The organism is Streptomyces sp. NPDC014727, assembly GCF_043083485.1.
Taxonomy (GTDB): Bacteria; Actinomycetota; Actinomycetes; order Streptomycetales; family Streptomycetaceae; genus Streptomyces.
Window position 1 is genome coordinate 17,161 of the sequence record NZ_JBIBYR010000025.1, and the last position, 25,334, is coordinate 42,494.

Consider the following 25,334-nt stretch of genomic DNA (forward strand, 5'->3'; position numbering starts at 1 on the left):
CGGAACGGCCCGCTCAGGTGACGTAGAAGATCCCGGCGTCCGTGCCCGCGGGCGTGTACTGCGCGAGCCGCGCCCGCAGGCTGTCCTCGCGCTGCGGCCGGAACAGGTCGTGGAAGGCGCCCATCTCGGCCCCGTCCTGCGCCCCGCGCCGGATCTCCCGGGCGCAACTGTCCGCCAACTGTCCGTACCAGGGAGTGCCGTAGCGCTCGGACATGAACAGGGGCCGTACGCGAGAGGCCTCGTCGGCCCCGGCCAGATCCGGCTGGCAGCGGTACCTGCGCGGCGTGCGCGACCCCGCGGGAACGTACGAGAAGCGCAGGCAGCCGATGCCGCGACGCGCCACATGGAGCCGGCCGGTGAACAGGGAGTCCTCCGCGATCGCCACCGCGTGCGTGTGCACCTCGCCGATCACCGTGGTGCGGCGGGCGTGCAGTACGGCGTGCGCGTGACGGCAGTCCGGGGCGGACAGGGCCGGGCGCTCGTTACCGGTGGCGTCCAGGACGCTGTCGCGGATGTGGATGTCCAGAGGCTCCTCGGACACCTCGTCGCCGATGACCTCGATCGTGCCGAGGACGCTGTCCTCGATCTGCAGGCATGCCGTGGTGCGCTCCAGCACGATGCTCGGCTCCTGCGGGGAGTGCGGATCGCATTCGGGTTCGAGGGACCAGCCGGGTACGAGCGTGGTGTGGCGAAGGACGACCGCGCCCATCGGACCCGTCACATTGATGCCGCGTCCGGCGACGAGCAGCCCGTCGAGGGTGATCCGCGGACGCTCGCCCGGTGGGCAATCCCCGCCCACGCCCCGGATGTTGAGCGCGTCCGGACGGTTGCTGTACCAGTCCAGCAGTCGGATCACGGGGCGGGTGCCCCGCGCCGCGCGCAGTTGGAGGCGGTCGCCGGGGTCGAGGTCGAAATCCAGCTGCTCCTGATGGGCGCCGCTGTGTGTGATCTCGATGATGCCCTCGGGCCCGCAGGTCCCGGCCCGGCGGTCGTGCTGCCAGGCCCGGTACGCGTCCATGATCTGCCGGTACGACTGCTCGGGCCCGACCCGGTAGACCGTGGCGTCCGGGCGGCGCCGACGGTCCCGTGCGTACTCGCCGCCGCCCATGTCGGCACCGGACGCGTAGTGGTAGTCGACCCAGACGCCCTGCCGGGGCGCGGACCGCGACCCGAACGCGATCCGCCCGAGTTCCGGATCGACGGCCACCTGCCCGTGCTTGGGCCGGTAGCGCCAGTCCGACAGATCGGCCACCACGATGTCCGACGGAGGCACCGGCCTGTCCTCGCCGTCACGCCGGATGACGAAGCTCTTGCCGGGACCGTAGTGATCGGCGAGCCGGTCGTGCAGTTGGCGGCGCCGGATGAAGGCGGGGACGTTGTCGATCGTGGCGATGTGCGTCGCCGACGGTTCGGGGACCGGCTTGGTCACCAGCGGGCTGTCGTTGCCGAGGATCGAGAAGGTGTACAGGTTGCGGGCCCGGTCGATGCAGTACGCGGGTGAGGACGTCAGCGAGTACGCCTTCAGCCGCCAGACGAAGAGGCCGACCCCGGCAGGCGTCGAACCGCCCTGCCTGCGGGCGGAGCCGGCGCTCCTGACGTCGACCGAGCGGGCCACGGTGGCGAAGGCGGAGCCCGCCAGGTCGAGAGCGGACCCGTCGCGCAGATCGGCCAGACGCCCGCGCTCCGAGCGGCTCGCGTGCGCGGACCCCGAGACCCCGGATCCGTACAGCTTGACCGGCTGGTGGTGCGAGACGAGCCGGGACAGCTCGACCGCCCGGGACGGCCAACGGGTCACCTGGGCACAGAGCTCTTCGAGCAGGTGCAGCGTTCCCTTGCGGCGCAGATCGGCGACCGTGGCGGCGACGTCCCGCCGCGGCGCGATCGCCTCCGTCAACGCGGCGGCCGAACTGCCGCCCCGCAGGCCGGTGGTGAGGACGCGCTCATAGCCGGGCAGAGTGCGATAGCCCACCAGGTCGCCCAGGTAGGGAAGCACCCAGGGTGCCGCCGTCTCCACGAACAGGTCTTCGTAGCTCTGCTCGACCCCGTTGCGTACGACATCGATCTGCTCGGCCATCACCGCGAGGAGGGCGCGCAGCGGCTCGCCCTCCTCGGCATCCCTGAGGCGGTGCCACGGGGGGAGTAGCTGAGCGAGCCCGTCCGGCTCCCTGGACATCACTTGACCTCCGTCAGAATCAGTGTGTCCGCGGCCGTCGGCGCCAGCAGTACGAGCTGCGCCGGGCGGATGCCGCGGAAGACGAACACCGAACGGCCCTCGGCGAGGCGTCGCGTATCGGTGATGTCGGGGTTGAGGCGCAGGAGTTCGGCGAGCGGCACGCCGTGCCGGGCGCAGACCTCCGACAGCGTCTCGCCGCCCTTCTCGCGCACGGTGTGGATCTTCTCGTCGAACGTCGCCGCGCGCGCCGGGACCGTGGACCTCGGCTCGCCGGGTGTGCCGAGCAGCCGTGTCAGCTCCTGTGCGGTGGCGCCCGCGACATCGGAAGCGGCGATCCCGGTGAAGACATCGACATCCAGGTAGTCGACCCCAGGCACCGAATGCGCCGTCGCGAGGACCTCCGAGAGGCGCGCCGGCTCGCCCAACTCCCTTCCTTCGAAACCGAGCCGGAGCAGCAGGGCCTGGCGCAGCCGCGGCTCGACGACTTCCCAGGTGTGGTCGGGTTCGAGCTTCACCTTCGCGGAGATGAGGAGCAGCACCGGTTCGCGGACGTCGACCCGGACGGGCAGGCTCGCGTCACCGTACTTTGTGAGCGAGCCGCGCAGTGCGCGCAGCACCGCCGAATCCCCGACGGCATCGGCGAGCGGGACATCGTCCGTGCCCGCGACCGTCACATGCAGGACGCGCCGTCGCCCGTCGAAGAGTTCACCCGCGACAGCCCGGCCGATCCCGGCGCGGGAACGAGCGAAGTCCTCGTAGTCGGACACGGACACCAGGCGGTCCAGGGCCGCGACCGCGAGCGGCACGGTGCGCCGGGTCAGGGCCGGCCCGTCCGCGTCCGCACCGCCCGACGCCGGGCGAGGATTGGTGACCGCGGTGACGCCGAGAGGACGGGTCATCGCCTGGGTGATGCGCTCCGCGGCGACGTTCGCGGCGCTGCCGGTGCCGAAGCGGTATCGGGCGCGCACGTTCTCATGGCCGCTGGGCAGGCGCGCGCCGTGCACCCCGTCGCCGAACGTCACCGTCGTGCGGCCGTCGCCGGTCGTGCCCGTGATGTAGACCCGTTCGCCCGGCCCGCGCCCCGCGAGGCTGTCGACCGCGTGCCAGAGCAGCCCGTCGACGCGGATCTCCAGGACGGGAGCGGCGCCGAAGGGGGCGTCGGACGCCGTCCAGGTGAGCGGCGACTGCCACAACGCGAATGTCTGGTTCGTGCGGTCGGCGTCACCGCTGCCGATCGGCTCGTCCCGCCCCTCGCCGTGCGTCGCCTCCACCACATTGCCGAGGACCTTCACCGTCTCGCGCCGGTAGCGGTACGCCAGATCGGTGGTCAGCTTCAGCCTGGTATGGACATGGTCGCCCGGCAGCAGAGGATCCAGCTCGGGCTCGGCGGTGGCGATCACCACGACCTCGGTGGCCTCGACGCCGACCCCTGCGGTACCGGGGACGTCGCTGCGCATGCCGCTGACGACGAGGGTGCGGCCGGGGCGCAACCCGTCGTAGAGCTCCGCGAGTTCCAGCTCGTTGCCGTGCACATCCTCGCCGAGGGGCTCGTCCGCCATGCGCAGCGGCTCACCCGCGGCATGCACGGTGGTGTCGCGGATGTGCGAGAGCAGGACGTCCTTGTCGTCCAGCCATGGATCGGCCAGGACGAGTTCGGTGCCGCGGCCCGTGATGCCGTAGTTGGTGTACGCGGCCGTGCGCACGGCCACGACCTTCGTGGTAACGAGCTTGAATGCCTTGTCGCCGGGGTGGGCGTCGTCATCTCCCTTGGCAGGCCGCTCGATCGCGACCCAGCTGCCGACGGCGATGCTGTCGTGCACACTGTCCAGCTGCACCACACGACGGTCGGCAGGGGCCGGTTTCGTGGCGATGACGATCTCCACATTGGGCGCGGTGGTGCCGACCGTGTACCGGAGGGCCACCTCGTACTCGCCGTGCGAGAAATGCACCGGGACGCCCGGCCGGAGGGGGACCTCCTTGGCCGTGCCGTTGTACACACCGACGTTGATCACGCCGTCGGCGTCCGGGCGCGGCACGAAGAGCGTGCGCTCCGGCAGCCCCGAGTGGAGGCGGGCGGTGACGCCCGGCTCCTGGGAGTCGGTGGGACGCCGGCTGAGCCAGTTCAGCTCGCGGTCCTGACCGACGCGGGTGGACAGTTCGACCTGGCCGGGGCCGAGCGGCAGGTTCACCGGCTGGGGGACCGGGAGGGGCCTGGCCCGCTGGTCGGAGGTGCTGCCCTCGACGTGCTGGAACTCGGCCGCCTGGGGCACCTTGCCGGCCGGGTCGAACACCACCCGCATGGTGGTGAGGACAGCGCCGGTCAGGGGCCAGTCGGCGGTACGGATCACCCGGCCCCGGTCGTCCTGGACCGGCTTCAGTGGAGCCGTCGCCCCGAAGGGGGCCGCCTGCGCGCGCAGCGCGAGCAGTTCACGCAGAAGGTGGGGAGCACTCGGGGCCGCGGCCTGCCGCCAGGCGGGATAGAGGGTGCCCAGGGCCGGATCGAGGGTCCCGAGCAGGCGCGCGGTGTCCGCGCCGGGCCTGGTGGCACAGGAGCCGCCGCCCGGAGCCGGAGCCCTTCCGCCCAGCGCCGGGAGGAGGTCGGTGAGGGCCTGAAGCGCGGCCTCCTCCGGGCGGGGGAGCGGGGCGGCCGTCCCTGCCCGAGAGGATGTGTCCTCCGGCCGGGTCGGGGACGCCGCCGGTACGGGCGGGTCCTGCACAGGCCGGGACGGAGCCAGTTCGGCCGCCCGCTCCGCGAGTTCCGCCAGCACCGCTTCGAGCCGCGCGAACCACTGGGCCACGTCCTCGTACGGTGTCGCCAGGACCTGCGCCTCGGCGAGGCGGTCCACGGGCCCGGTGAGTGCGGAGGCCAGCTGGTCCGGAGTCCGCACCTCGTCGAGGCCCTCCCGCAGCGGAGCGAGGACCTGGTCGTCGAAATCGTCGATCAGACGGCTCACCGGGCGTGGATCGGGAACCTCGGGTGTGGGCGGCTCGTCACCCGGCTCGCCCGGAGCCGCGGGCTCGGCGGTCCAGCGGCGCACCTCGTCGACGAGATCCTTGAGCGTCGGCGGGGCCGAGCGCGGCAGACCGATCGCCGTGATCCCGTCCTCGCGGTCGACGCGTACGCGCGCGACGGGCAGAAGCAGCCGCTCGCCCCCGGCCTGTTCACCGAAGACGAAGAGCAGCTGGTCACCCGTCCGGAGGGAGTTCGCCGTGCCCTCGACGAAGAGTTCGGAGCGGCGGGTGAGGTCCTGCGGGGTGATCAGGGAGGGACGCCGACGACGGAGTGCCAGCTCGTTCCAGTCCCAGCGCGCCGTCAGGTCCCGGCCGGTCTCGAACGTCTGCGACTCCTCGTCGGCCGATGCGGGGACGCTGTTGCTGCGCGCCCCGCGCGGGATGAGCACGGGAAGGGTCTCGGCCCGGGGATCGCGGTCGAGGGTGTACGCGAGATGCGTGTCCGCCGCGACACCGGGGCGCGGACGATGACCGACCAGGCGGCCCAGCAGCACCAGCGAGCGGTGCTCGTTCGCGGTACGCAGATAGGCCTCGTCGGCGATCCGCTCGGAGTGGAACGTCAGCAGGTCACCGAGGACGGCCGTCGCGTCGAGGAGACCGATCGCCGGGTCGTCGGGGGTGCGGACGGTCAGCCCGCCGAGCGCCGGGTGGGCCGGGGAGGCGAGCCGGTCGAGCAGGGCGGACAGGAAGGAGCCGTACTCGCCGACGCGGTGGTCGAGGGCAGTGCGGCCAGGCGGGTTGTGGGGCGCCGCGGGTGCCACCCGCTCGTCGTGACCGCCGACGCGGCGACCGGCGCAGCCGCAGCCGCAGCCGCAGTCAGGGGTGGGCTCGTCGCTCATCGGGCACCTCCAGGGTCTGCCGCCGAGGGCCGGTGGCGATGGTCGCGGACGGCGTAAGGGACGGGGCGCGACGCGGCGCACCCGCCCGTACGCGGCGTGGTACGGCCGTCGGCCGTACCACGGTCGGCTGCACTCATCGGGCACCCCCCAGGGAAATCGCCAGATGGCCGTTCTCCGGCCGGTCGGGGTCGTTGTCGCAGATGGCGATCTCCAGCGGGCCGAGCCGCAGCACGCCGTCCTCCCTCTCTCCTCGATCCTCTTCGAACAGCCGCCGCAGACGGGTGACATGCACGCTCTCCACGCCCTGTACGGCCGCGGCGGCCGCTACCAGGCGGCTGAGCCTGACGGGCTCGCCGAACGTCAGCGCGTCCGGGTGGAAGAAACCGAGCCGTCCGCCCGCGAGCCGTCCACGGCCGAGCACGCGGTACAGCTCGGCCAGGATCTGCCCCTGCTGGTGTCCGGGCTTCGCGCACACCGACAGCGCGATGTCGAGCGGTACGAGACGCGCGGGTCCCACCACCACGTCGTGTCCGATACGGCGGTAGGCCTCCAGGGACTGGGCCACCACGTCGAGCAGCTCAGGCGCCGGATCGCCGGTGCCCCGGGCGTCGATCGCGATGTGAGCCTCCTGGAAACTGCCCGTCCAGCGCAGCTCCGCCGCCGCCCGCTGTACCCCGGGCAGGGCCGAGGCGAGACTCGCGTAGTCGTCGGCGGTCACGGCGCGGAGCCGGGTGCGGCGCAGGTCCAGCGGAGCCAACTGGCGGACCTGTTCCAGAGGTTCGGGCTCCGTCCCGCCCACGGCGGGGAGCGGGTTGCGTATTCCGGTCACCAGCGGCCCGTCGGCCCGGTCCCCGGCGTCCTCGTCGGCCAGCAGCACCAGATGGTTGATGGCCTCCGCGCCGACGTTGCCCGCGAGACCACCTCCCAGCCTGTAGTGGATCTCCAGCCGTGAGCCGGGCGTCGGCGTCGCGCCGTGCCGCCCGTCGCCGAAGCGCAGCGCGAGCCGCCCGTCGTCCTCCAGCTCACCCACGAAGTGCCTTTCGCGGGGACCGCTTTCGAGCAGATCGCGGCGCGGTGTCCAGCGCAGCCCGTCCTCGTGGAGGCGTACGGCGGGAAGCGCGCGGCGGGGGTCCTGAGCCAGTCCCGCCGAGGCGGAGCCCCGCAGAACCGGCTCGTCCGGGTGCAGCCCCCGGGCGTACGCCGGACCCCAACTGTGCGCGATCTCCCAGGCGATGTGGCCGTCGAGTACCGTCCCGGCACGGGCGCGCGCGGTCAGGACCTCGACACGGCGAAGCTTGGCATGGAGCAACCGGTCGCTGCTGTGCAGTAGTTCACGCAGAGCGCGCACCGGATGCAGGCGCAGTTCGAGACGGTCGAGGACCTTCAGTCCGTAGATGACGGCCAGCTCGGCGATCTCCTCGTCACCGAGTCCGTCGCGGTCGCGAGCGCTGCGCCACAGCTCCCCCAGCCGCTGCTTCACCCGTTCCGGGATGGCGCCGATCCGCTCGGCCTGTCCCGCGGAAACGGCTCGGGGGTCGGGGAACGGCACCGTCTGCGCCACGGGGGAGCGGCCGAGCAGGGGCCGGAACCGGGGTGCGATGCCCGGGTAGGCGGACTGCGCGAGCAGCGTGCGCAACGCCGCGGCCTGCGCGTACGCGGTGCCGGGCACGACGCGTTCCTGCCGCTGCCCCGCCGACTCCAGACCGAGCCCCGCGCGTACGGTCGCGTCCTCGCCCACCACGTCGAACAGCTCGCGGATGTCGTCCGCGATGAGCGCCTCGCCGCACTCCGCCTTGTCCGTGAGGGAGTTGACGAGTCTCGCCGTCGCGTTGCCCTCGTCACGATCCCAGCAGCCGAACGTAGGGGGGCCGCAGGGGGCCACGACGGCGGGGGCGGGCGGCACGACCGTCGTCTGCGCCGGGGCGTCCCCGGACCACCGCAGCGTACGGCCGTGGTCGACGAGGACCACGTTCCCGCGTGCCATGGCGACGTCCTCGACGGGTGCGCAGTCGCGTCCGCCACGCGTGGTCAGGCGGAGCGGGAAACGTAGCGCGTCCTCGGCCGCCCAGGTGACCTCCAGGACCGGTTGGTCCTCGACGCGGTCGACGCCGGGTGTGACGGACGTGAGGCGGACGGCCTGCCGGTGCGTCGGATCGGCGTCGCCCGGTGTCCCGGTGCGTGGCCCCTTCACCTCTTCCAGGATCAGCAAGTCACCTGCCCGCAGCTCGAGTCGGCGACCGTCGCAGGTCTCCGTGTCCCGCCATTCATCACGCAGTGTGGCCGACGTGGCCCCCTTCGGCAGGGAGCACACGTCGCCGCCCCAGGTCCACAGCCGGATCGCGTTGTGCGCGGTCCGGAGCTCCAGGGGATCACCGGCCGCCACCGGCTCGAACACCTCCACGGTGCCGCGCTCCACGAGATCGGCGAGGTCACGGTCGTCGACGACCGTCCCGGGTGCGGGCCGGTCGTGCGGATCGAGGACGCGTACGTCGACCGAGGCGAAGCGGAACGTACCCGCAGGCACCGTGTGCTCACCGGCCGCCTCCACCGTCACGTACGCGCGGGAGGTGCAGCCGTCGTGCATCGCGTAGTCGATGAGCCGCACATGACGTCGTACGGAGACACGGCGGCGCGCGGTGTCGAGGTACGCCTCCGTGGCGACCGCGTCCTGCTGGTAGCTGATCTGGTCGCCGGTGTACGCCAGCAGCTCGACGAGCGTCATGCCGAGGTCGGCCGGGTTGCGCTCGATCCAGTCGGGCGTGGTGAGGGCCAGACGGTCCAGGAGGAGCTTGCGGATGGTGTCGTAGTCGCGGGCCGTGTAGTCGACGACCGGCGTCCGGGGGAGGACGGGTTCCTGAGCCGTCTCGTCCTCGCAGTCGAAGGGGGTGGGGCAATCGGGCCCGAAGGCGAACGTCGCGCTGTGGTAGCGCTGGTCGAAGCCGCGGAAGGGCTCCGTCCCCGGCCGTCCGTACGGATCGGTCTCCACCAGACGGAGCCGGTAGCGGGAGGTGTCGCCGGCCTTGTCGAGGGTGACATACAGACGGTCGTCCAGCTCGGGATCCTCCTCGCGCTCCACACTGACGTCGACGGCCTCGATGCCGGTGATCCGACGGCCGCCGTCGATGCGTACGTTCCGGGCGCGCAGGCCGTGCGGAGCCTTGCCGAGGAAGGAGACGGTCAGCAGCAGCCCGTCGTCACTGACCTCGACGGCATCGACTCCGTTGAGCTGCGCCGCCCTCACCTTGGCCCGGCGGGTGGACACGGAACCGTTCACGCCTCGGCCCTCCCTTCGAAGACGTCGTCACGACGGCTCCCCGTGGAGCGCACGGTGTACGACAGACGCACGCGGACGACGTTCTCCTCGCTCACCACGTCCAGGGCCGCCACCTCGATGAGGTCGCCGAGCACGCGCTGCAGCGCCGCCTGTACCGAGAGCTCCAACGCACTTGCCAACTCGGGGCTGTTGGGCGTGAATACCAGATCGAGCAGGCCGCAGCCGAAGTCGGGGCGCATCACGCGCTCGCCGGGGCTGGTGAACAGCAGCTGCTCGATCAGGTCGCGTACATGCTCGTCGCGGTCGGCGTGCGCGGTCCGCCCCCGCCGGTCGACCCGGAACGGAAAGGCGAGGTCGCTGCGGACCCGGGTGCGCGGGGTCATCGGACGGTCACCTCTCGCTGCGAGGGCTGGACGAAGGGCGGGCCATGCGGCACGAACGACGCCGTGACGCACTGGGCGGCGGAGGTGTCGAGCAGCACCGGCGTGCCGTCGACCGTGATGCCTGTGGCGGCCCCGGTCCAGCGGACGGCGACACACGGCTCGGGAACGCCGTCGACGGTGTGGGGGCAGCCGACCACGGCGTATCCGTGGGCAGCCGTCGCGACGGGCGTGCCATCGATCAGCACGGCCCGGTCCGTCGGGCCCGTCGCCGCGGTGGCGCGACCGCCGTGCGGGCAGCTGATCACGGCACCGGAGCCCCCGCCCGAGCCGATGGTGAGCAGATTGCCGGACATTCCGGACATTCTGTTGATCCCCCGTCTTCTATCGCTTGGCGGCCAAGTTCAACTGGCCCTTGTTGATGGTCACTTCATTGCCGCGCAGTATGATTTCGGCCCCGCCGCCGGTCGCGATGACCACGGCTTCCTTGGTGACACGGACGTACGCGCCGTCCTGTGCCTGGAGCAGAATCCCCTGCTCGGGCGCATCGTTCATCACGACCTTGTGGTTTCCCGGGGTCTGCACGACGACGGGCTTGTTCGGCGAGTTCTGCTGTACGGCGGCACGCGCGTCCGGCGGCAGTTCGGCCTCGGACCCGTACCAGCACCCCGTCCACACCGGGAAGCTCGGATCGCCCTGCTCGAACTCGACCCACACGCCCGTGCCCGGCGGCGGCACCACGAACTGGCCCGCCTGCGGTCCGGTGAACGGAAGACAAGGCAGCGCCCAGGTCGACGGCTCATCGCCCAGGACGTCCGGGACCTCGACCGTGACGCGGCCGATGTGCAGCGGGTCGTTGTTGTCCACGACTCGGCCGCGGAACTTGCCGACGTAACGATTGCTGGGTGCCGCCATGCTGAACTGCTCCTGATCTGTTGGGTGCTGCCCGCTGATGCCTCAGGGCCGTACGTGCCGGCTGCGTGCTTCGAGCCCTTCTCGCGAGAGGGTGAAGTTCTGCTGGAAGGAGCCCGGCCGCAGGTTGTGCGTCACGGACTTGACGTAGTAGTCGCCGTCATAGGCACGCCCGGAGCCGCGCACGCCGACCAGTTGGCGCGGTTGGAGGATGAAACCGTGCCGGTTGACGTCGAGTGATCCCGACCCGGAGATCACGTCGGCGGACACCGCCGCGCGCGCCAGCAGCTCGGCCTCGGCGGCTTCACGCTGCTGCTTGGCGGTGCCGGAGAGGGTCCTGCGCTTGAGTGCGGGGGTGGCCCGCTTGCCCAGCGGCGGGCGCAAGGGGCTGATGACCGGCTGCGGGAGCAGGGTGGACTGCCGGGTCCCGGGGTCCTGCCAGCGCGCCTGCGGCTCCTCGCGGGCCGTTCCGTCGTACGCGAACGTCAGCTGGTCGACCGTGGAGTTGGCGTCCATGTTGACGTTGAGGGCGTGCTGACGGATGCCGAGACGGACCTCGGGGCCCCAGCGGGCCGACGACTGACCGGGTGCCGGGCCCGGATCCAGATAGAAGGTGTACCCGTTGGCACGGGCCAGCTCGGTCACGTACTGCAGATCCGTGCCCGTCTGGTAATGCACGCGCAGGTTCTGGTGCGGTGGCTGGGAGATCTTCTCCTTGTACACGTCGGGACGAATGCCGTAGTCCGAGTAGCGCCGCAGGATCGCGAGCACGCGCTCGGACGGCGGAAGGTTGGGATAGCTGTCCGTACGCTCCTCCAGGTCCATGAGCAGCGTCAGGTCCTCGCCGGTGACGGTCAGGGTGGAGTGCCCCGGCTGATTGCTGGTGCCGACTTCCTGGCGCACGATCAGCCCGTCGAAGAGGACCTCGGGTGTGCCCCTGATCGTGACGGTGACAATGAGGCGGGTCTTCGGGTCGAAGAATCCCTCAGGGAGCAGGGTGCTGCTGATGAGGCCGTTCTTGGTCAGGTCGAAGGCGAGCTGGAACCCGCTCCGTTCACCCGCGGTCGCGGTGATCTGCGCGGAGAGAAGTGCTTCTGCCACCTCGGCGGGGACCGGCCGGGCCAGCTGCGGTCCCATGGAGAGGGTGATGTGGACGGGGCCCTGCCCCACGGGCAGTTCAGACATGCCGGTCCCTCTGGGGGAAGTTGCCGGCGAGCGGAATCCTGATCTCGATGCCGGGTTCGGCGGTGAGATCGCGCGGGTCGATCACCGGGTTGGCATCGGCGATCTGCCACCACTGCCGGGGGTCGCCGAAGTAGCGCTGCCCCAGGAGGTCGGGACGGTCGCCGGCGTTCACGGAATGAGGCTCGGTGTCGTCGGCGTCGGCCGTGATCGCGGGAAGCAACCGACGCTTGGTGTAGCGGACTTCGGTGCCGTCCGGCTGCCGGTGCACGCCGATGTCGGCGTCGTGATAGCGACTGGATCGGGGATACGGGTGGGCGCCGGGGATGGCGTCCAGGGCGTTCTCGTACGGTTCCGTGCCGGCCATGGTCTTCGGTCAGCCCCTTCCCATGCCGATGTCGCCGGGGTTCAGCCCGAGCGTGCCGAGACTGCCCGCCCGCGCGGCACCGGCCAGGCGTTCCTTCTGCGCGAGGTGCGCGAAGTACAGCTCGGCGCCTCGGTGTCCGGCCGGCAGATCGCTGACGGTGAGCACCTTCAGCCCGATGCTGAGCGAGGCCCGGATCGGGTTCAGGTTCACGTCGAAGGCGGATTCATTGATGGACAGTTCGGTGAGCCGCACGGGCATGACGCGTTTGCTGCCCCAGGTGAAGAGGGTCAGCGGCATCTCTATCGGGCTGATCTCGATGGTCCCCTTCTTGGACAGGCGGCTTGCTTCACGCAGTTGGGCCGAGGTCGGCTGCACGAGCATTTCGAGGACGGCCAGTTGGGGGTGGATGCCGTCCGGCGCGGCGATCTCGAACTGGTCGGTGGCGTCGATCTCTGCGGTGAACTTCCAGGTCTCCTGTGCGGGGCCCTTGAGCCGGAGGGCCTCGTTCCTGTCCCCGCTTCCGCTGCCGCCTCCGCCGGAGTCGCCGCTGCCGCCTGCCGACTGGGGCGAGAGACTGCGTTCGAGGGTGTCCGGGTTGAACTGGAGGACGATGATGCGTTGGGGGGTGCCGCGTTCGGGGTCGATGAGGACTATTCCGGAGCGGATGGGTTTGGGGATGTCTGCGTAGCGGGTCATGGAAGCTCCCATTGGACGGATGGCGCGGTCACTCCGCAGAGTTCAGGCCCGCCAGCAAATGTTCCGCGTCAAGTCGGATGTCCTCATCCGGGTCGGAGTTTTTCATCTCCTGGGCGATTTCACGCAGCTCGGCACTCGTGGTCGCATAGCCGATTCCGATGAGCACGGCGCGTCGGACTTCTCGATCAGGTTGGCGGGCCATTCGTTGAAATGCCGCTGAGAGGGCAGGGACATCTTTCCGTGCTGCCGTGATGGCACTGACGTGGATGCCTTGAATGATCGTGTCACGTTGATTGTTCTCGGAGATGAGTTGTGCTGCCTCCTGGAATGACCAGGTTGCCAGGTTGCCGCGGATCGACTCCTTGAATTCGGCGATTCGCTGACCTTTGATCGTGATGTAATGGACGCCGGTGATGTTGTCTTCCAAATAATCGAGGCTTGTGGTCCCGTCGAGGGTTTCCCAGCCGAACCGTACGGGGGTTTCATCCTCTCGGGTCGCCGTCGTGATGTTCATGTTCTGGTCCACTGAAAAAGTCTGCACGTCGCGCAAGCCCACATGCGGTTTGAGGGCGATCCGGATTCCCACGGTCATTGCTTGGCTCCTGGCTCAGTCGGTCATTCCGTGATGGGACAAAAGGAACTGGTGGATGAACTCTACGACATCGTCCCGAGACGTACCCCAAGTGCCGCCGCTCGCCTTCATGCGAACCTCGAGCCAGCGCCCCACGAGTTCAACTTTTCGGCGTTGCAGTTCGTCCCGTTCCTCCTGGGTTCCGTGTTCCCGTATGGAATCGTTGAGGGGACCGATCGTTCCTCGGACAGCATCCCTCCTGATTCGCTCCTCGTCGGCGGTCGACCAAAGCGTGACCCCCCTGTCCTGTGCTTCGAGTCCGCGTGTCGCCCGACTGGCATTGCGCATGGACGCAGGGTAGGTGCCTCGTCCGCCAGGGCGGCCCGGCGCCACCTCAGGTGAGCTGGGTTCGTAGATCTTGAATGCTTCTTCCCAGGTCATCTCGCCCCTCTGGATGAGGTCGATCGTCATGGGGGCAAGTGCGACGTTCTCGCGATCACGCACAGATTCGCGCACATACATGAGCCAGATGAGACGTGCCATCCGGTTCTTGTCTCTTGCGTTCAGCTTGATGGCGGTGGGCCATTTTCCGGTACGCATGAAGGTGTGCATGATCTGCGCGACGGTGGCGTCACCGAGTCGCATGGCGCGAAGTTCCTGGACGATTTCCGGATCGAGGGAAGAGGTTTCCGGGTTCAGTTCAGATTGCTTGTGGAGCCGTTTTTCGAGCCGCTCGGACTGACGTGACAGACGTGCGTGTGCCTTCTCCGTCGCATCTGCGATCATTGGATATGACGTGATGCCGTTGACGAAAGCGTTCCGGTCGTTCGTCCTTCCTTCCTCTGCTCCCTGGTGATATTCGACGATCAGCACGTTGTCGTCGTTGTTATGCGCGCTTCCGAGTGTGTATCCCATGCGGTCGCGTGGAACGTTGCTGCCGCGACGAAGCATGTGCTCGACGGCTGCGGGAACATCGGCGCCACCGGCCACATGAGGCAAGTCCTGAAGGTTCTCGGGAGGCACCCCGGGGTTCCGGGCGTAGGTCCCCTCCTCCTTTCCCAGGCGCTGCGCAGAAGACTGGATTCGGTTGTCCCTGAAGAATCGATCGACCGCATCGCGGATGATCTCGCGGAGCTCGGAATCGTTCGGGTGATAAGCGCTTCCTGCCGAACCGCCGGGGTTGAGAACCGCCCAGATGTCGGTGACGCCTTGTTCGCTCTTTGCGCTGAGGGAGGTGAGCCGATACCAGATGCGCATCGTGGCAAGAGAGGCTCGGAAGGGAACTCCTTCGATCCCGTGCCCGAGCATTCCGTGAATTCGTGGCCGAATGCGAGTCAGGACCTTTTGAAGGCGTGCGTCCTTGGAGTCCTTCGAGTCTTCCTTCTTCTTCCGCTCGTCCTTCTTTTCCTGCTTCGCCTTGTCGGGGTCCCTGTCCTTCGCTCTGCCGTTCTCGTGCTTGGGGCGCTTCGGTTTGTTGGGCTGCTTGTTCTCGTGCTTTTCCTTGGGCTTCTTGCTGTCGCCCTTGTCTTTGTCGTCCCTGCCCTTGGGCTTGCCGGGCTTATCGGAGTCCTTGGGCCGTCCCAAGCTGTCCTTGTCATCGGTTTTCAGCTTGTTCGGGCTTTTGTCTTCGGCCCTGTAGGCCCTGTCGGCCCTGTTGGGGCCTTTGCCGTCGCCCTTCGGCCTACCTGGGGTGTCCTTCTCGTCCTTGGGACGCGCCGAAGGGTCGTCCTTCGATCGGGGCCTGGCGGTGCCCGGGTCCTGTTTCGGCTTCGGCCGTGGCTCCGGGGTCGGTTTGGGCCTCGCGGGCGGTGTCGGGCGCGTGTCCCGCTTTTCGGTGGGCCTGTCCTTCGGTTTGCCGCGGGTGCCGGGTGTCTTGTCTTCGCCCGTGGGGCGCTTCGGGTTGGCACCCTTGTCCGTGTCCGACCTCGGCCTTGTCGTGGGCGGGCGGGAGGCGGGGGCCGCGGTGCTCTTCGGGGCGTTTGGGGACTGGCCGTCCTTCCTGTCCCCGCCCTTGCCGCCCTTGTCGTCCGAACCCGCGTCTCCCGGACCCTTGCCGCCGCCCTTGTCCCCCTTGCGCTTGCCGAGCTTCGCGGCGACACCCTTCAGGCGCTTGCCGACTTTGGAGACGTACTTGCCGATGCCGTTCAGCAGCGCCTGGTAGAGGACCTCCAGGAGCGCGACGACGCCCGAAGCGACCGCCTTCGCGAAGAGGAGGCCCGCGCCGCCGCTGCGGACGAGCTTCAGCCAGTCCAGGACCATGGACAGCGCGCGCAGGATGGCGCTCAGGGCTCCCCACGCCGTCCGGATCGCGTCGATCACCGCCATCACCCAGCCCGCACCGGGGATGAGCTTCGCCACGACCTTGGTCATCACCAGTTCGCCGATGATCAGGGGGAGTTGGGGGACAACCGCGTCCCACGCCTCCTTGACGATCTTCTCCAGCGTGAAGCCGCCGCTGACCAGCTTGTCCAGGATCGCCTTCGGGACGCCGATGATCTCCTGGATCTTGTCCTTGAACCACTGCTTGACGGCCGACGAGACCTCCCGGAAGAGATGGTTCTTCGCGCCGTCCACCGCGGAGTTCTTGGCGCCGCTCAGCCAACCGCCCGGGTCGGAGAGGAAGTCGACAGCGATCAGCATCCAGTCACCGAGCGCGCTGAGCAGCTTCGAGGCGAAGTCCAGGACCGCCTTCACGGCGTCCACGACCGCCTTGACCGCGGCCTGGAGCATCTTCTTGAGGACGTTCAGGATGTCGCTCAGGACTTTGCCGATGGCGTTCAGCAGGTCGGTGACGATCTGCTTCAGCGCGGCGGCGAGCCGGTTCACCAGCGCGATCGCGGCGGCGATCAGTGTGGTGATCAACTTGCGGATGCGGTTGGCCAGTTCGATGACGGCCCGCACCATGTTCTTCGCCAGCTCGATCAGGTCGTTGATCAGGTTCTTGATCGTGTCGACGATGAACTTCCGCGCCTCGTTGATCCAACGCTCGACCGTCTCCTTGAAGTGCTTGATGAACCCGACGACCGCTTCCCGCGCCGCCCTGATGACGCGGACGATCGCGTTCTTGATCTCGATGACCTTCTGCTTGATCCAGTCGAAGGCCTTGCTGACCCAGTTGCCGGAGTCCTTGACGCTGGTGTCGCGCTGCTCCTCGGCGTCCTTCTCCGCCTTGGTGTTCTCGTCCTGGATCTTCTTGTCGCCGTCCTCCTTCTCCTTCGTGACGTCCTTGTCGGTCTTCTCCTCCTTGTCCTTGACGTCCTCGCGGACCTTCTCGTGGCGCTCGGTCTTCTTGGTGCCGAGCTTCTTCAGCTCCCCGTCCTGCTCCGTACGCCAGTCGGCGCGTTGTGAGGTGACCTCGGCCATGGCCTTGTCGCGCTCGGCCGCCTGACTCCTGGTGTTTGTCCCGACCTCCGCGTCGACCTTCTGCTTGTGCTTCTGCTGGGAGTCCCGGAAGTCCCTGTCCTTGGTCTGCCGGCCGTCGGACATGGCTTTGCGGCCCGCGCCGAACGCGGCCCGGAACTGTGGCCCGCGCTCATGCTCCGCCACCTCGGAAGCGGCCTCCGGCGGTACGGCTCCGATCCCCGCTCCGGCCTCGGGCGCACCGCTCGCGCCACCCTGAGCCCCGGGCACCTCGGCCCGCATCTGCTCCTTCGGGACATCGGGGTAGACCTGGTTCTCGCCCATCGGGCGCCCGGCGTCCTCGCGCCCCGTCGCCACGGCCTCCTGGCCCTTGGCATCGACGGCAGAACCCTGCTCACCCGCGGTCTGTTCGGCGGCGCCCTGCATCTGCACGCCCGGTGCGTTGCCCGCCTGGGCCTTCTTGAGCGCCTCGTCCTTCGTCGGCAGTCCGGCGAACTTGGCGGCCAGCTCCTGCGCGTCCACCTTGAAGCCGAGCCAGCTCGCCACTTTGCCCAGACCGAAGCCCAGAGCCATCTTGAAGGTGTCCCAGCCGCCCGGCTCCTCCGCCTTCTCGGCCTCGATCTGGCCCTCGGGCTCCTTGGCGCCTTCGACCTCTGCCTTCTCCTGCTCGGGTGCGTCGGACTTCTGCGCGGGATCCTGTGAGTACTGGGCCGGTGCGTCGGCCTTCGGCTTGCCCCGGAGTGTCTGCCGCGCGCCCGCCGGCCGCGTCATCGAGGGCGGCGCGGCAGCCAGCGCCTTGTGCTCGTCGCCCACCGTGCGGTCCACCGCGCCGCCCACACCGGACATGGCCTGAAGCGCCTTGTGGGGCTTGAGCTGTGAGGCCGTGGAAAGACCCGCCTCCGGTGACACCGTGGAGAGATTCGGGGTCGGCCCCGAGTCCTTCTTGCCCTTGGCGGGCGCGGGGACGGCGCCAGTGCCACCTCCCGAGCCTGCGCCACGCGGACCCTTCGCAGCGGGGGATGCCGTGGGCGCCGGGGCGGCCTTCGACGCCTTCGCACCCTTCTGCGTCGGCACGGCAGGGGTCTCGGGAGACCTCGGGGGCGAGGAGGCCGGCGTGGACTGCCGCGCGGCCGGGGTCCGGTGGCCGGACCTCTGTGCCGCACCGCTGTCCGACGTCCCTCCCCGCTCCCCGCTCTCCGCGCCCTTGATCGCCCGGCCCGGCGTATCGGCGTCGGACCCACCGGACACAGGGGTGTCCCGTGCGGGCGAGGCGGACTGCGTGTCCGCCCCCGCGCGGCCGGGGTCCGAGGCCGTCGGGGCGGCGCCCGGCTTCGACTGTTCCGCTCCGGCCGCGGTCCCGGACGCCGCCGACCGGCCGGCCACCGCCTGCGGAGATCCCTTCTCCTGCGCGCCCCCCGACCTGTCGCCGGCGACAGGAGTGCCCTTCTCCTCCTTGGCGGCGCCCTCCTTGGCGTCACCGCCGGCCGTGGCGGAGCTCGCGGGCGCCTCCTGCACGGTCATCTGCGCGGCGACGGGGCCGGCCTTCGGGTCGTCGCCGCTCTCCGGGTCCCTCGATGCCGTGCCCGCCGTCGTCGGCGCGTCGGAGGCCCGTTCGAGGGCGAGGCCGCCCGCCTGCCCGTCACCCGGCGCGCCATCGTCCGCCTCGGCCATCGGTTCCGGACCGGAAGCGGCGTCGACGCCCTCCTCCTCGGGCCCGGCGTCGGCCGCCGCGTCTTCGGCGTCCTCGGCGTCCCGCTCGGCCTGTACCTGGTCGGCCTTGGTCACCGGGGGAGCGGGGAACGACGGAGCAGCGGGCGAAGCGGCCGACGAGGGGTCGAGGCGGTCCGCGGTCGGCACGCCGGACACATCGAGGTCCTGCGCCGGGAGGAAGTCCTCGGCCTGGAGTTTGACGTCCCAGGCACTCTGTTCACCGCCGCCGATGTCGACCTCGGACTCGCCGCCGGTGTCGAACGGGGCCTCGTCCTGCGGGCCGTCGAGATCCTGATTGCGGACTCCGTCGAGCGTGCTGGACGCGCTGGGCAACCGGGTGTCCTTGCCGGACGGCGTGGCCGAACCCTCCGGCTGCTGCGAGCCCCGCTTGTCCTCCGGCTTCAACTGCCGGCCCGTCACCAGCGAATCGACCGCTCCCGGGCGGTTCCTGGCCGCGGACTCCTCCTTGCTCGCCGCCGGAGCGCCGTGCTGTTCCGTCCCTTCTCTGCCCTGCGTGCCCGACTCGGAGCCCGCGTCCTTGGTCCCGGCGCCCTGCTGGGTGCCCGACGCAGGACTCCCGCTCCCGGAGCTCCCCTCCGAGGACGTGGAAGTCTCCTGTCCAGGCGCGGAGGCCGATGGCGCCGACTGCTGCTCCCCGGCGATCGGACTGCCGCCGTTCCCGTCGGCTGCTCCGGCGCCCGGCTTCCGGTCCGGTCGATCGCCCTGCGGAGTGCTCCCGTTCCCGGCCGTGTCGCCGTCGCCGCGCCGCGCGGCGCCGCCGTTCTGCGGAGTGCTGCCGGGCGCGCCCTCTGCGAGGACGTCGTCCTTCTCCGGACCGGGCGCCGCACCGGGTCGCTGCGAATCCTCCAGGCGTTCTTCGGCCGAACGTCGTTGGTTCGCCCGTTCCGACTCCAACTCCTGCGCCGCGTCGGGCTCATCGGCCGGGGCGTCGTGGGAGTTCAGTTCCAGCCCGTCGCCGGTGCCGGGCTCGTCGGTGCCCTCGATCTCGTCGACGAGATCGAGGATCCGGTCGTGCTCCGAGCCGAGGAGCCTGTCCTCCAGGTGCTCCAGCACACCGTCGAGCAACTCTGCCGGCAGACGGGCGAGTTGCTTGCGAGTGCGTTTCGACAGGTCCTCCGGATCGCCGCGCAGCGAGCGTACGACCGAGTTCGTCAGCCGGTCCACGAGGGTCGCAGGGTCGATCCGCTCCATGCGATTGCGGTCGGCGTCCAGGGTGGCGTACCGAAGCCAACCAGGCGTGGCCTGCCCTTCGTTCACCTCCGGGGCCACCCTCATGGTCTCGCCCGCCGAAGGGCGTACGAGGTCCTGCGCCGCCGACTCGGCCTCACGCTCGATCGCCTGCTGCGGCAGGCTCACCGCGCCCAGGTCGCGTCCGGCCCGCAGCGCGCCGAGGCCGTGCGGGTTCTGCACGGTGTGCAGGAGTTCATGGGCGAGCAGCCGCTGCCCCTCAGCGGTGCCCGGGAGGTAGGCACCCTCACCGAAGAAGATGTCCTGGCCGACCGCCACGGCGTCCGCGCCCAGGAGTTCGGTGAGCGCGCCGGAGTCCCGGTCGGTGTGCAGGCGTACACGACTGAAGTCGTGGCCGAGCTGTTCCTCGAGCTCCCTGCGCACACCGATGTCGAGTGGCTGCCCGGCGCCGCTGACCATGTCCTTCGGCTCGGGAGCACGGGACTTGGCGGCCCGCTCCCTGCGCTTGCGGCGGCGTTGCTCAGCGGCCTGGTCGGTCTGCGAGTCCTGGATCCGAGAGGTGCTCAACGCGCCACCTCCCCAAGGCCCGAGAGACCCGCGTGAACCGCGCGCGCCAGTTCCTGGCCCAAGCGGCGCGCGGAGAGACCCGTGGGCAGCGGTGGCAGACCGGAGAGCATGTCCAGACTCCGACCGCCGTCCGCGGCGAGCGGAACTCCCCGTTCACGTACGAGACGGGTCAACTCCCGCTCGAAGGCGGCGGACACGCGTTCCGGATCAACGCCGAAGCCGTCGAGCACCAGCTCGCCGATGTCCACCCGGATCGCGCGGGGCAGCCGCTGATCCGGCGCGTGCGTGCCCCGCTCTCCTGTCACACCCATCCGCGGACCTCCGAGGGGGTCAGAGAGCGTTCCAGCTTCATGTACTCGGTGCGGGCCGCGGCGAGCATGTGACGCATCTGCAGCCGGTCGTCCTCCTCGGCGGCGAGGAACGCTCCCGAAAGCGCGATGTTGCGGATCGAACCGCCCGCGACGGTGAGCTGTGCGAGCAGTTCGGGATCGATGCCCTTCGTCGGCGCCTGCGGCGGCAGCACCCGGCGCCAGATCTCGGCGCGCTCGTGCTCCGCGGGGAAGGGGAAGTCGACGACGAAGCGGATACGCCGCATGAACGCCGTGTCCAGGGCCTTCTTCATGTTGGTGGTGAGGATGGCCAAGCCCCGGTAGGCCTCCATGCGCATCAGCAGGTAGCTGACTTCGAGGTTGGCGTACCGGTCATGGCTGTCCTTGACCTCACTGCGCTTGCCGAAGAGGGCGTCGGCCTCGTCGAACAGCAGCAGGGCGCCGCCGCGTTCGGCCGCGTCGAAGACCTTGCGCAGGTTCTTCTCGGTCTCCCCGATGTACTTGCTGACGACCTGCGAGAGGTCGATGACGAACAGGTCGAGCCCCAGTTCCTTCGCCATGACTTCGGCGGCCAGCGTCTTCCCCGTGCCGGACCCGCCCGCGAACAGGGCCGTGACGCCGAGTCCGCGGCGCAGCGTGGCGGCGAAGCCCCACTCCTGGTGGACGGTCGCGCGTCGGCGCACGTGCGCCACGATCTCGCGCAGGGTGCTGGTCTGCCGCTCGTGCAGCACCAGGTCGGGCCAGCCCGCTTCCGGTTCGATCCGCCGGCCGAGACCGTCCATGCCGACACGGGCCTCGTCGAGCCCGGCCCGCCAGGCGAGCGAGGCGGCGTCCAGCTCGTCCTCACGCGGCAGATCCCGGCGCACGGCTTCGGCCGTGGCGCGTATGACGTGTGGAGGAAGCTGGAACTGCGCGACCAGCGCACGGAGTTCGCCCTCGTTGATGTCGGGTACGTCGTCGAACGCGTCCGTCCAGAGCCCGAGCTGTTCCTCGTCGCCCAGGCGCGGCACGTTCACCCGGCGCCCGCGGGTCCGCTCGGTCGGCCGGGGATCGGGACTGGACACGGCGACGGGGACGGCGGCACCGGCCAGGAACGCCTCTGTCGCCGCATGCTGGTCGCGGTCCAGTTCGCCCACTTCGACCAGCAACGCGGCAGGCAGCAGGATCGCCTCGCGCTGCCACAGCCGGGCGAGGAGGTCGCGCTGTGCGGGATCGGTGGGAATGTCCTCGGCGCCCATCGCGTACAGGCCGAGCCCGGCGCGCGCGGCCGCCGCAGCGGCGATGTCGGCCCGGCTGCGCAGGTCTCCTCCGACGACCTCGACGAGCAGGGGCGCCCCGGGCCGCGCCGTTGTCGTCCAGCCCGCGGTGACGCCGTCCACGGCGATGTCGTACGAGGGCGGCAGCCCGTCCGGGACGGGCGCGCGCCGCAGTTGGCCGTGCAGCCGGGTGTCCAGATACGGCGAGCCGAGCAGGAAGTGCAGGATCCGCTCGTCGAGCCGCAGCCGGGACCGGGTGAGCCGCGTCTCCTCCTCAAGACCGATCACCCGCCATCTGCGCAGCGGCGCGACCGGGGTCAGAGCGCTCCAGTGCGCCCCGTCGAGTGCGGCGAGTGCCAGCGAGAAGGTGGGGTACGCCCGCTCGGGATCCCCGCAGGCGGCGGCGCAGCGTGTGGCCGTGGTGGGGTCCAACTCGTAGGCGGCGGTGAGCAGTACGAGGTCCCGCTCGAAGGGAGTGAGGCCGAAGCAGGAGGTGAGGGCGTCGAGGGGCGCAAGCCCCGGACCTGTGGCCACTGGACGTGCAGGGACAGGGGCGGGAGTGCTGTCGCGCGGCCGACGCCGGCCGGGGCGGCTGTCGGTGGGGGAGCCGTCGGGGTCGGCGCCCGTTCCGTCGCCGACCCCGGAGCCCGCTCCGGCCCCGGCTCTGGCACCGGCGTGCGACGCGCCTCCTGGTGCGGCGGCCCGTGTCGTGCGCGCCGCGTGCTCATCGATCAGGGTGAGGACGCGCTGAACCTCCGTGAGCAGGGTCAACCCGTCGCCCGCCGCCGCGTCCGTCCTTCGCGTACTCATGTCCTCACCTGCCCCCACTCGCTCGCACGTTTCTCAGCGCCCTTCGTCCTCGGCGCTGCCCCGCTTGGTGGCGGGAGCGTCGGGGCCGGTGCGCCGGGTGGTTCCGGCGGTCGATCTGCGGGTGCGTGCGGGTGCCTTGGCGGCAGCCTTCGTGGACTTCTTGGCCACGGCCTTCGTGACAGCTTTCGTCCTGGGGCCGGGCTTCGTGGCTGCCTCGGTGCGGGCCTCGGTGTCAGGCTCCGTCCCGGGTTCCGCGCCGGACTTCTCGGGTGTCCGGTCGGCGTCGTCCCCGGCCGGCCCGGCGTCGGCGGCCGGACCAGGAGGTACCGGTGCACCGGGAGCGCCGAAGGGCAGCACCTGAACCGTGGTTCGCTCCACCGGCTTGGCCGGCAGCGGCGTCCCACGGCCCTCGATGAGGACCAGCGCCGCCTGATAGGTCACTGACAGCGTGTACGGCGTCTGGTTGAGCATTCCCCACAGCTTCGACGTCTCGTCGATGTCCATGACCGTCGGCACGAAGCGCACGCGCTGCGCGGCGTCGGCCAGGTCGCTCCCCACCAAGTAGGGCCGCTCCCCAGCCTGTTGGATGATGTCGTGAGGGAGCACCGGAATCTCGTGGAGGGTTCGCACCACGCTGCCGATGAGCCGCTGCCCGACCAGTTCCGTCTCCTCGCCGTACGCGCTGATCACGAAGTTGAGATCGAGGGCCGCGGCAGGACGTTTGAGCAGCTTGCCGTCCGGCGCGCGGGTGGCCAGATCGTTGTTGCGCTGTGAAGTGTCGGGTGTGGTCTGGTACAGGAAGACCGTGATGGTGGGCTCGGCCGGCGGATCGGCGGGTGGCTTGCGCGTCTCGACCTTGACTGCCATGTCGATCTCGGGCTGCAGGTTGGCCTCGATCAGCAGAGCGAGGGCCTGGGTGACGTGGGCGATGGCGAGTGCGTTGCTCATGGCGTCAGTTCCTCAGTCCCTGATCCGTGGTTCCTGATTCCTCGGTCCCCGACTCGGAGACGGCCGGCTCCGTGGCACATAGCCCGGCGATGCTCACGCTGTTCATTCGCGCCCCCGCACCAGGTACTCCTCCAGGCTCACGGTCGCCGCGGCCCGCCGCTGCGTGGGCGTCCGGCCCCGGTCCTCGCCCGGACGCGAAGGCGCCGCCGTCACCTCGAGCCGGCCGATCTGCACGTGCACCACCTGCTCGGTGCCGCGCCCCGACCTCCTGCCCGTCGCCTGCCGCACGGCATCCCGGGCCGCCGCCGTGTCCGCCGCACTGGGTCGCAGGGGTGCGGATCCGGTCGCGGAAGCGGTGTTCAGATGCGGAGGAACGGGCAAGGGCGCCGCTCTCCGGGACTCGGGCACGTCGGCGCGGGCGCGTGCGGCCCGGCGCCCCGCATCGGGTGCGGACCCGGTCCTGGGCGTCGGTGTGACGGCGGACCGCAGCAGCGGCGCCGTCGGGATCTCCCGCTCCGTCGCGTGGAAGACGGGGGGCGCGGGCGGTGCCACGGGTGCGGTGCGTACGACGGTCAGCTCCCGTTCCGTGTGCGAGTGGACGTCGCGGGAAGCCGGTGACTGCGGGAGCTCGTCCCGGTCGGCAGGTCCGTGGGGGGCGGTCGACCACAGGGCCTCCCGGGTCTCCGGCGCCGCGGAGCGAACCGCCTCGACCCGTTCGAAGGGTTCGGCGAGACGGGGCCGTACGCGCACCACGCCGGGGCGCGGTGCGATACCCGGCGCGTGGCGGGCGAGCAGCCGGTCGAGGTGGTCGGGGGCAGCGGGGTTCTCGGGTGCGCGCCCGGAGGAGTCAGACATCCGCACACAGCTCCAGGTAGTAGCGGCGCCGCAGCGGGCTGAGCGCCAGGATCTCGGGCTCGCTCCACCCGTACGCGGTGGCGAGCAGATGGACGTCGAGCAACAACTCCTTCGCCCAGGCGTCCAGTTCTGTCCACAGGTAGGAGGCGATGTCCAGTTCGGCGCGGGTTGCCGCGCCGCAGTCGGGGCAGGTGACACCGACCGTCACATCGGCCGCTGGATCGGCGGCCTCCACGGCATCGGCGATCCGCCGCTGTACGGACGCCGGCAGCAGATCGGTCAAGGACGTTCCCCGGACGGCGTTGTCCGAGCCGACCGGCGCGCCCCGACCGGCGGGTACGCCCTCCCCGGCCCGAACCCTTCCCCCGGCATCCGCGCCCGTCCCGGCACGCGCGCCTGTTCCGGCATCCACGTCCGCCCCGGCGCGGACGTCCTCCCCGTCGCGTACGACCGAGACGACACAACGGTCGAGCAGGGCACCCCGGGCGTCGGCGTGCCGGGCCGCGACCGCGACGTCGGCGGCGGTCGGCACCCGGAACTCGACCGCCCAGCCGTCCTCGACGATCCGCAGGGGCGACGCGTCGGGCGTCGGCAGCGTCCGGGCGAACTCTCCCGCATCCAGGTCGAATTCCATGTCCGTCCCGCACGCCCCGCACTCCAGACGTACCTGCATCCTCTCGCCGAACAGGTCCCGGCGCAGTGCGAACAGATCGGCCTCGCGCGCGCCCACCGGCAACGACAGCAGTGCTTCGCCGTCGCCGCCGGCGTCCGGGCGCGCCGCCTCGTGCAGCAGCAGGGCACGGCCGTCGAAGGACCGGTGGAGACCGGCCTCCCAGGTGGTAAGAAGCTCAGTGGTCCGAGCGATCGCCATGTGTGCCCCCGTT

The 25,334-nt window shown here is 70.4% G+C and carries 16 protein-coding genes; all 16 read right to left on the minus strand.

Translation table 11 applies throughout. From position 1 onward, the window contains the following. Positions 1 to 13: 13 nt before the first annotated feature. The 16 genes from ACF1B9_RS29490 to ACF1B9_RS29565 all read right to left on the minus strand — a co-directional run bounded on the left by ACF1B9_RS29490 (position 14) and on the right by ACF1B9_RS29565 (position 25,321). Positions 14 to 2,173, minus strand: a complete 2,160-nt coding sequence (locus tag ACF1B9_RS29490; protein ID WP_391745588.1) for a hypothetical protein — start codon at positions 2,171 to 2,173, stop codon at positions 14 to 16. Further along, positions 2,173 to 6,024 (minus strand): putative baseplate assembly protein, encoded by a 3,852-nt coding sequence (locus tag ACF1B9_RS29495; protein WP_391745590.1) that lies wholly within the window; start codon positions 6,022 to 6,024, stop codon positions 2,173 to 2,175. Before ACF1B9_RS29495 ends, ACF1B9_RS29490 begins: the two co-directional genes overlap by 1 nt. A 133-nt stretch (positions 6,025 to 6,157) precedes the next feature. Then, the gene (locus ACF1B9_RS29500; RefSeq protein WP_391745592.1) at positions 6,158 to 9,298 is read right to left on the minus strand and encodes a putative baseplate assembly protein; all 3,141 of its coding nucleotides are present in this window, start codon (positions 9,296 to 9,298) and stop codon (positions 6,158 to 6,160) included. Next, positions 9,295 to 9,681 (minus strand): GPW/gp25 family protein, encoded by a 387-nt coding sequence (locus tag ACF1B9_RS29505; RefSeq protein ID WP_391745593.1) that lies wholly within the window; start codon positions 9,679 to 9,681, stop codon positions 9,295 to 9,297. Before ACF1B9_RS29505 ends, ACF1B9_RS29500 begins: the two co-directional genes overlap by 4 nt. Further along, the gene (locus ACF1B9_RS29510) at positions 9,678 to 10,034 is read right to left on the minus strand and encodes a hypothetical protein (RefSeq protein WP_391745594.1); all 357 of its coding nucleotides are present in this window, start codon (positions 10,032 to 10,034) and stop codon (positions 9,678 to 9,680) included. The genes ACF1B9_RS29505 and ACF1B9_RS29510 overlap by 4 nt, the downstream gene beginning before the upstream one ends. A gap of 28 nt (positions 10,035 to 10,062) precedes the next feature. Continuing rightward, positions 10,063 to 10,593: a phage baseplate assembly protein V gene (locus ACF1B9_RS29515; protein WP_391745596.1), complete on the minus strand. Its 531-nt coding sequence runs from the start codon at positions 10,591 to 10,593 to the stop codon at positions 10,063 to 10,065. 42 nt (positions 10,594 to 10,635) lie between these two features. Beyond that, positions 10,636 to 11,775, minus strand: coding sequence for a hypothetical protein (locus ACF1B9_RS29520; protein WP_391745597.1), 1,140 nt, complete (start codon positions 11,773 to 11,775; stop codon positions 10,636 to 10,638). Then, the gene (locus ACF1B9_RS29525; RefSeq protein WP_391745598.1) at positions 11,768 to 12,139 is read right to left on the minus strand and encodes a hypothetical protein; all 372 of its coding nucleotides are present in this window, start codon (positions 12,137 to 12,139) and stop codon (positions 11,768 to 11,770) included. Before ACF1B9_RS29525 ends, ACF1B9_RS29520 begins: the two co-directional genes overlap by 8 nt. 9 nt (positions 12,140 to 12,148) lie before the next feature. Then, the gene (locus ACF1B9_RS29530) at positions 12,149 to 12,835 is read right to left on the minus strand and encodes a hypothetical protein (RefSeq protein ID WP_391745599.1); all 687 of its coding nucleotides are present in this window, start codon (positions 12,833 to 12,835) and stop codon (positions 12,149 to 12,151) included. A 28-nt stretch (positions 12,836 to 12,863) separates the two neighbouring features. Further along, complete coding sequence (locus ACF1B9_RS29535; RefSeq protein ID WP_391745601.1) at positions 12,864 to 13,427, minus strand: hypothetical protein; 564 nt, start codon at positions 13,425 to 13,427, stop codon at positions 12,864 to 12,866. A 15-nt stretch (positions 13,428 to 13,442) separates the two neighbouring features. Next, entirely contained in the window at positions 13,443 to 20,252 is a 6,810-nt protein-coding gene (locus tag ACF1B9_RS29540; RefSeq protein ID WP_391745602.1) for a DUF4157 domain-containing protein, read from the minus strand. Next, on the minus strand, positions 20,249 to 20,563 hold the full coding sequence (locus ACF1B9_RS29545; protein ID WP_391745604.1) for a hypothetical protein: 315 nt from the start codon (positions 20,561 to 20,563) through the stop codon (positions 20,249 to 20,251). Before ACF1B9_RS29545 ends, ACF1B9_RS29540 begins: the two co-directional genes overlap by 4 nt. Next, entirely contained in the window at positions 20,554 to 22,647 is a 2,094-nt protein-coding gene (locus ACF1B9_RS29550) for an ATP-binding protein (protein WP_391745605.1), read from the minus strand. The genes ACF1B9_RS29545 and ACF1B9_RS29550 overlap by 10 nt, the downstream gene beginning before the upstream one ends. A gap of 33 nt (positions 22,648 to 22,680) precedes the next feature. Beyond that, positions 22,681 to 23,595: a DUF4255 domain-containing protein gene (locus ACF1B9_RS29555; protein WP_391745606.1), complete on the minus strand. Its 915-nt coding sequence runs from the start codon at positions 23,593 to 23,595 to the stop codon at positions 22,681 to 22,683. A 102-nt stretch (positions 23,596 to 23,697) separates the two neighbouring features. Continuing rightward, a complete protein-coding gene (locus ACF1B9_RS29560; RefSeq protein WP_391745607.1) occupies positions 23,698 to 24,450 on the minus strand; it encodes a hypothetical protein in 753 nt (250 codons plus the stop codon). After that, positions 24,443 to 25,321, minus strand: coding sequence for a hypothetical protein (locus ACF1B9_RS29565; RefSeq protein WP_391745608.1), 879 nt, complete (start codon positions 25,319 to 25,321; stop codon positions 24,443 to 24,445). Before ACF1B9_RS29565 ends, ACF1B9_RS29560 begins: the two co-directional genes overlap by 8 nt. Positions 25,322 to 25,334: the final 13 nt, after the last annotated feature.

Bases quoted from the DNA above. Each gene is read 5' to 3' on its own strand.
- ACF1B9_RS29525 (WP_391745598.1), bottom strand. From the start codon at position 12,139: ATGGCCGGCACGGAACCGTACGAGAACGCCCTGGACGCCATCCCCGGC.
- ACF1B9_RS29495 (WP_391745590.1), bottom strand. From the start codon at position 6,024: ATGAGCGACGAGCCCACCCCTGACTGCGGCTGCGGCTGCGGCTGCGCC.
- ACF1B9_RS29560 (WP_391745607.1), bottom strand. From the start codon at position 24,450: ATGTCTGACTCCTCCGGGCGCGCACCCGAGAACCCCGCTGCCCCCGAC.
- ACF1B9_RS29555 (WP_391745606.1), bottom strand. From the start codon at position 23,595: ATGAGCAACGCACTCGCCATCGCCCACGTCACCCAGGCCCTCGCTCTG.
- ACF1B9_RS29530 (WP_391745599.1), bottom strand. From the start codon at position 12,835: ATGACCCGCTACGCAGACATCCCCAAACCCATCCGCTCCGGAATAGTC.
- ACF1B9_RS29490 (WP_391745588.1), bottom strand. From the start codon at position 2,173: ATGTCCAGGGAGCCGGACGGGCTCGCTCAGCTACTCCCCCCGTGGCAC.
- ACF1B9_RS29505 (WP_391745593.1), bottom strand. From the start codon at position 9,681: ATGACCCCGCGCACCCGGGTCCGCAGCGACCTCGCCTTTCCGTTCCGG.
- ACF1B9_RS29515 (WP_391745596.1), bottom strand. From the start codon at position 10,593: ATGGCGGCACCCAGCAATCGTTACGTCGGCAAGTTCCGCGGCCGAGTC.
- ACF1B9_RS29565 (WP_391745608.1), bottom strand. From the start codon at position 25,321: ATGGCGATCGCTCGGACCACTGAGCTTCTTACCACCTGGGAGGCCGGT.
- ACF1B9_RS29520 (WP_391745597.1), bottom strand. From the start codon at position 11,775: ATGTCTGAACTGCCCGTGGGGCAGGGCCCCGTCCACATCACCCTCTCC.
- ACF1B9_RS29545 (WP_391745604.1), bottom strand. From the start codon at position 20,563: ATGGGTGTGACAGGAGAGCGGGGCACGCACGCGCCGGATCAGCGGCTG.
- ACF1B9_RS29550 (WP_391745605.1), bottom strand. From the start codon at position 22,647: ATGAGTACGCGAAGGACGGACGCGGCGGCGGGCGACGGGTTGACCCTG.
- ACF1B9_RS29535 (WP_391745601.1), bottom strand. From the start codon at position 13,427: ATGACCGTGGGAATCCGGATCGCCCTCAAACCGCATGTGGGCTTGCGC.
- ACF1B9_RS29510 (WP_391745594.1), bottom strand. From the start codon at position 10,034: ATGTCCGGCAATCTGCTCACCATCGGCTCGGGCGGGGGCTCCGGTGCC.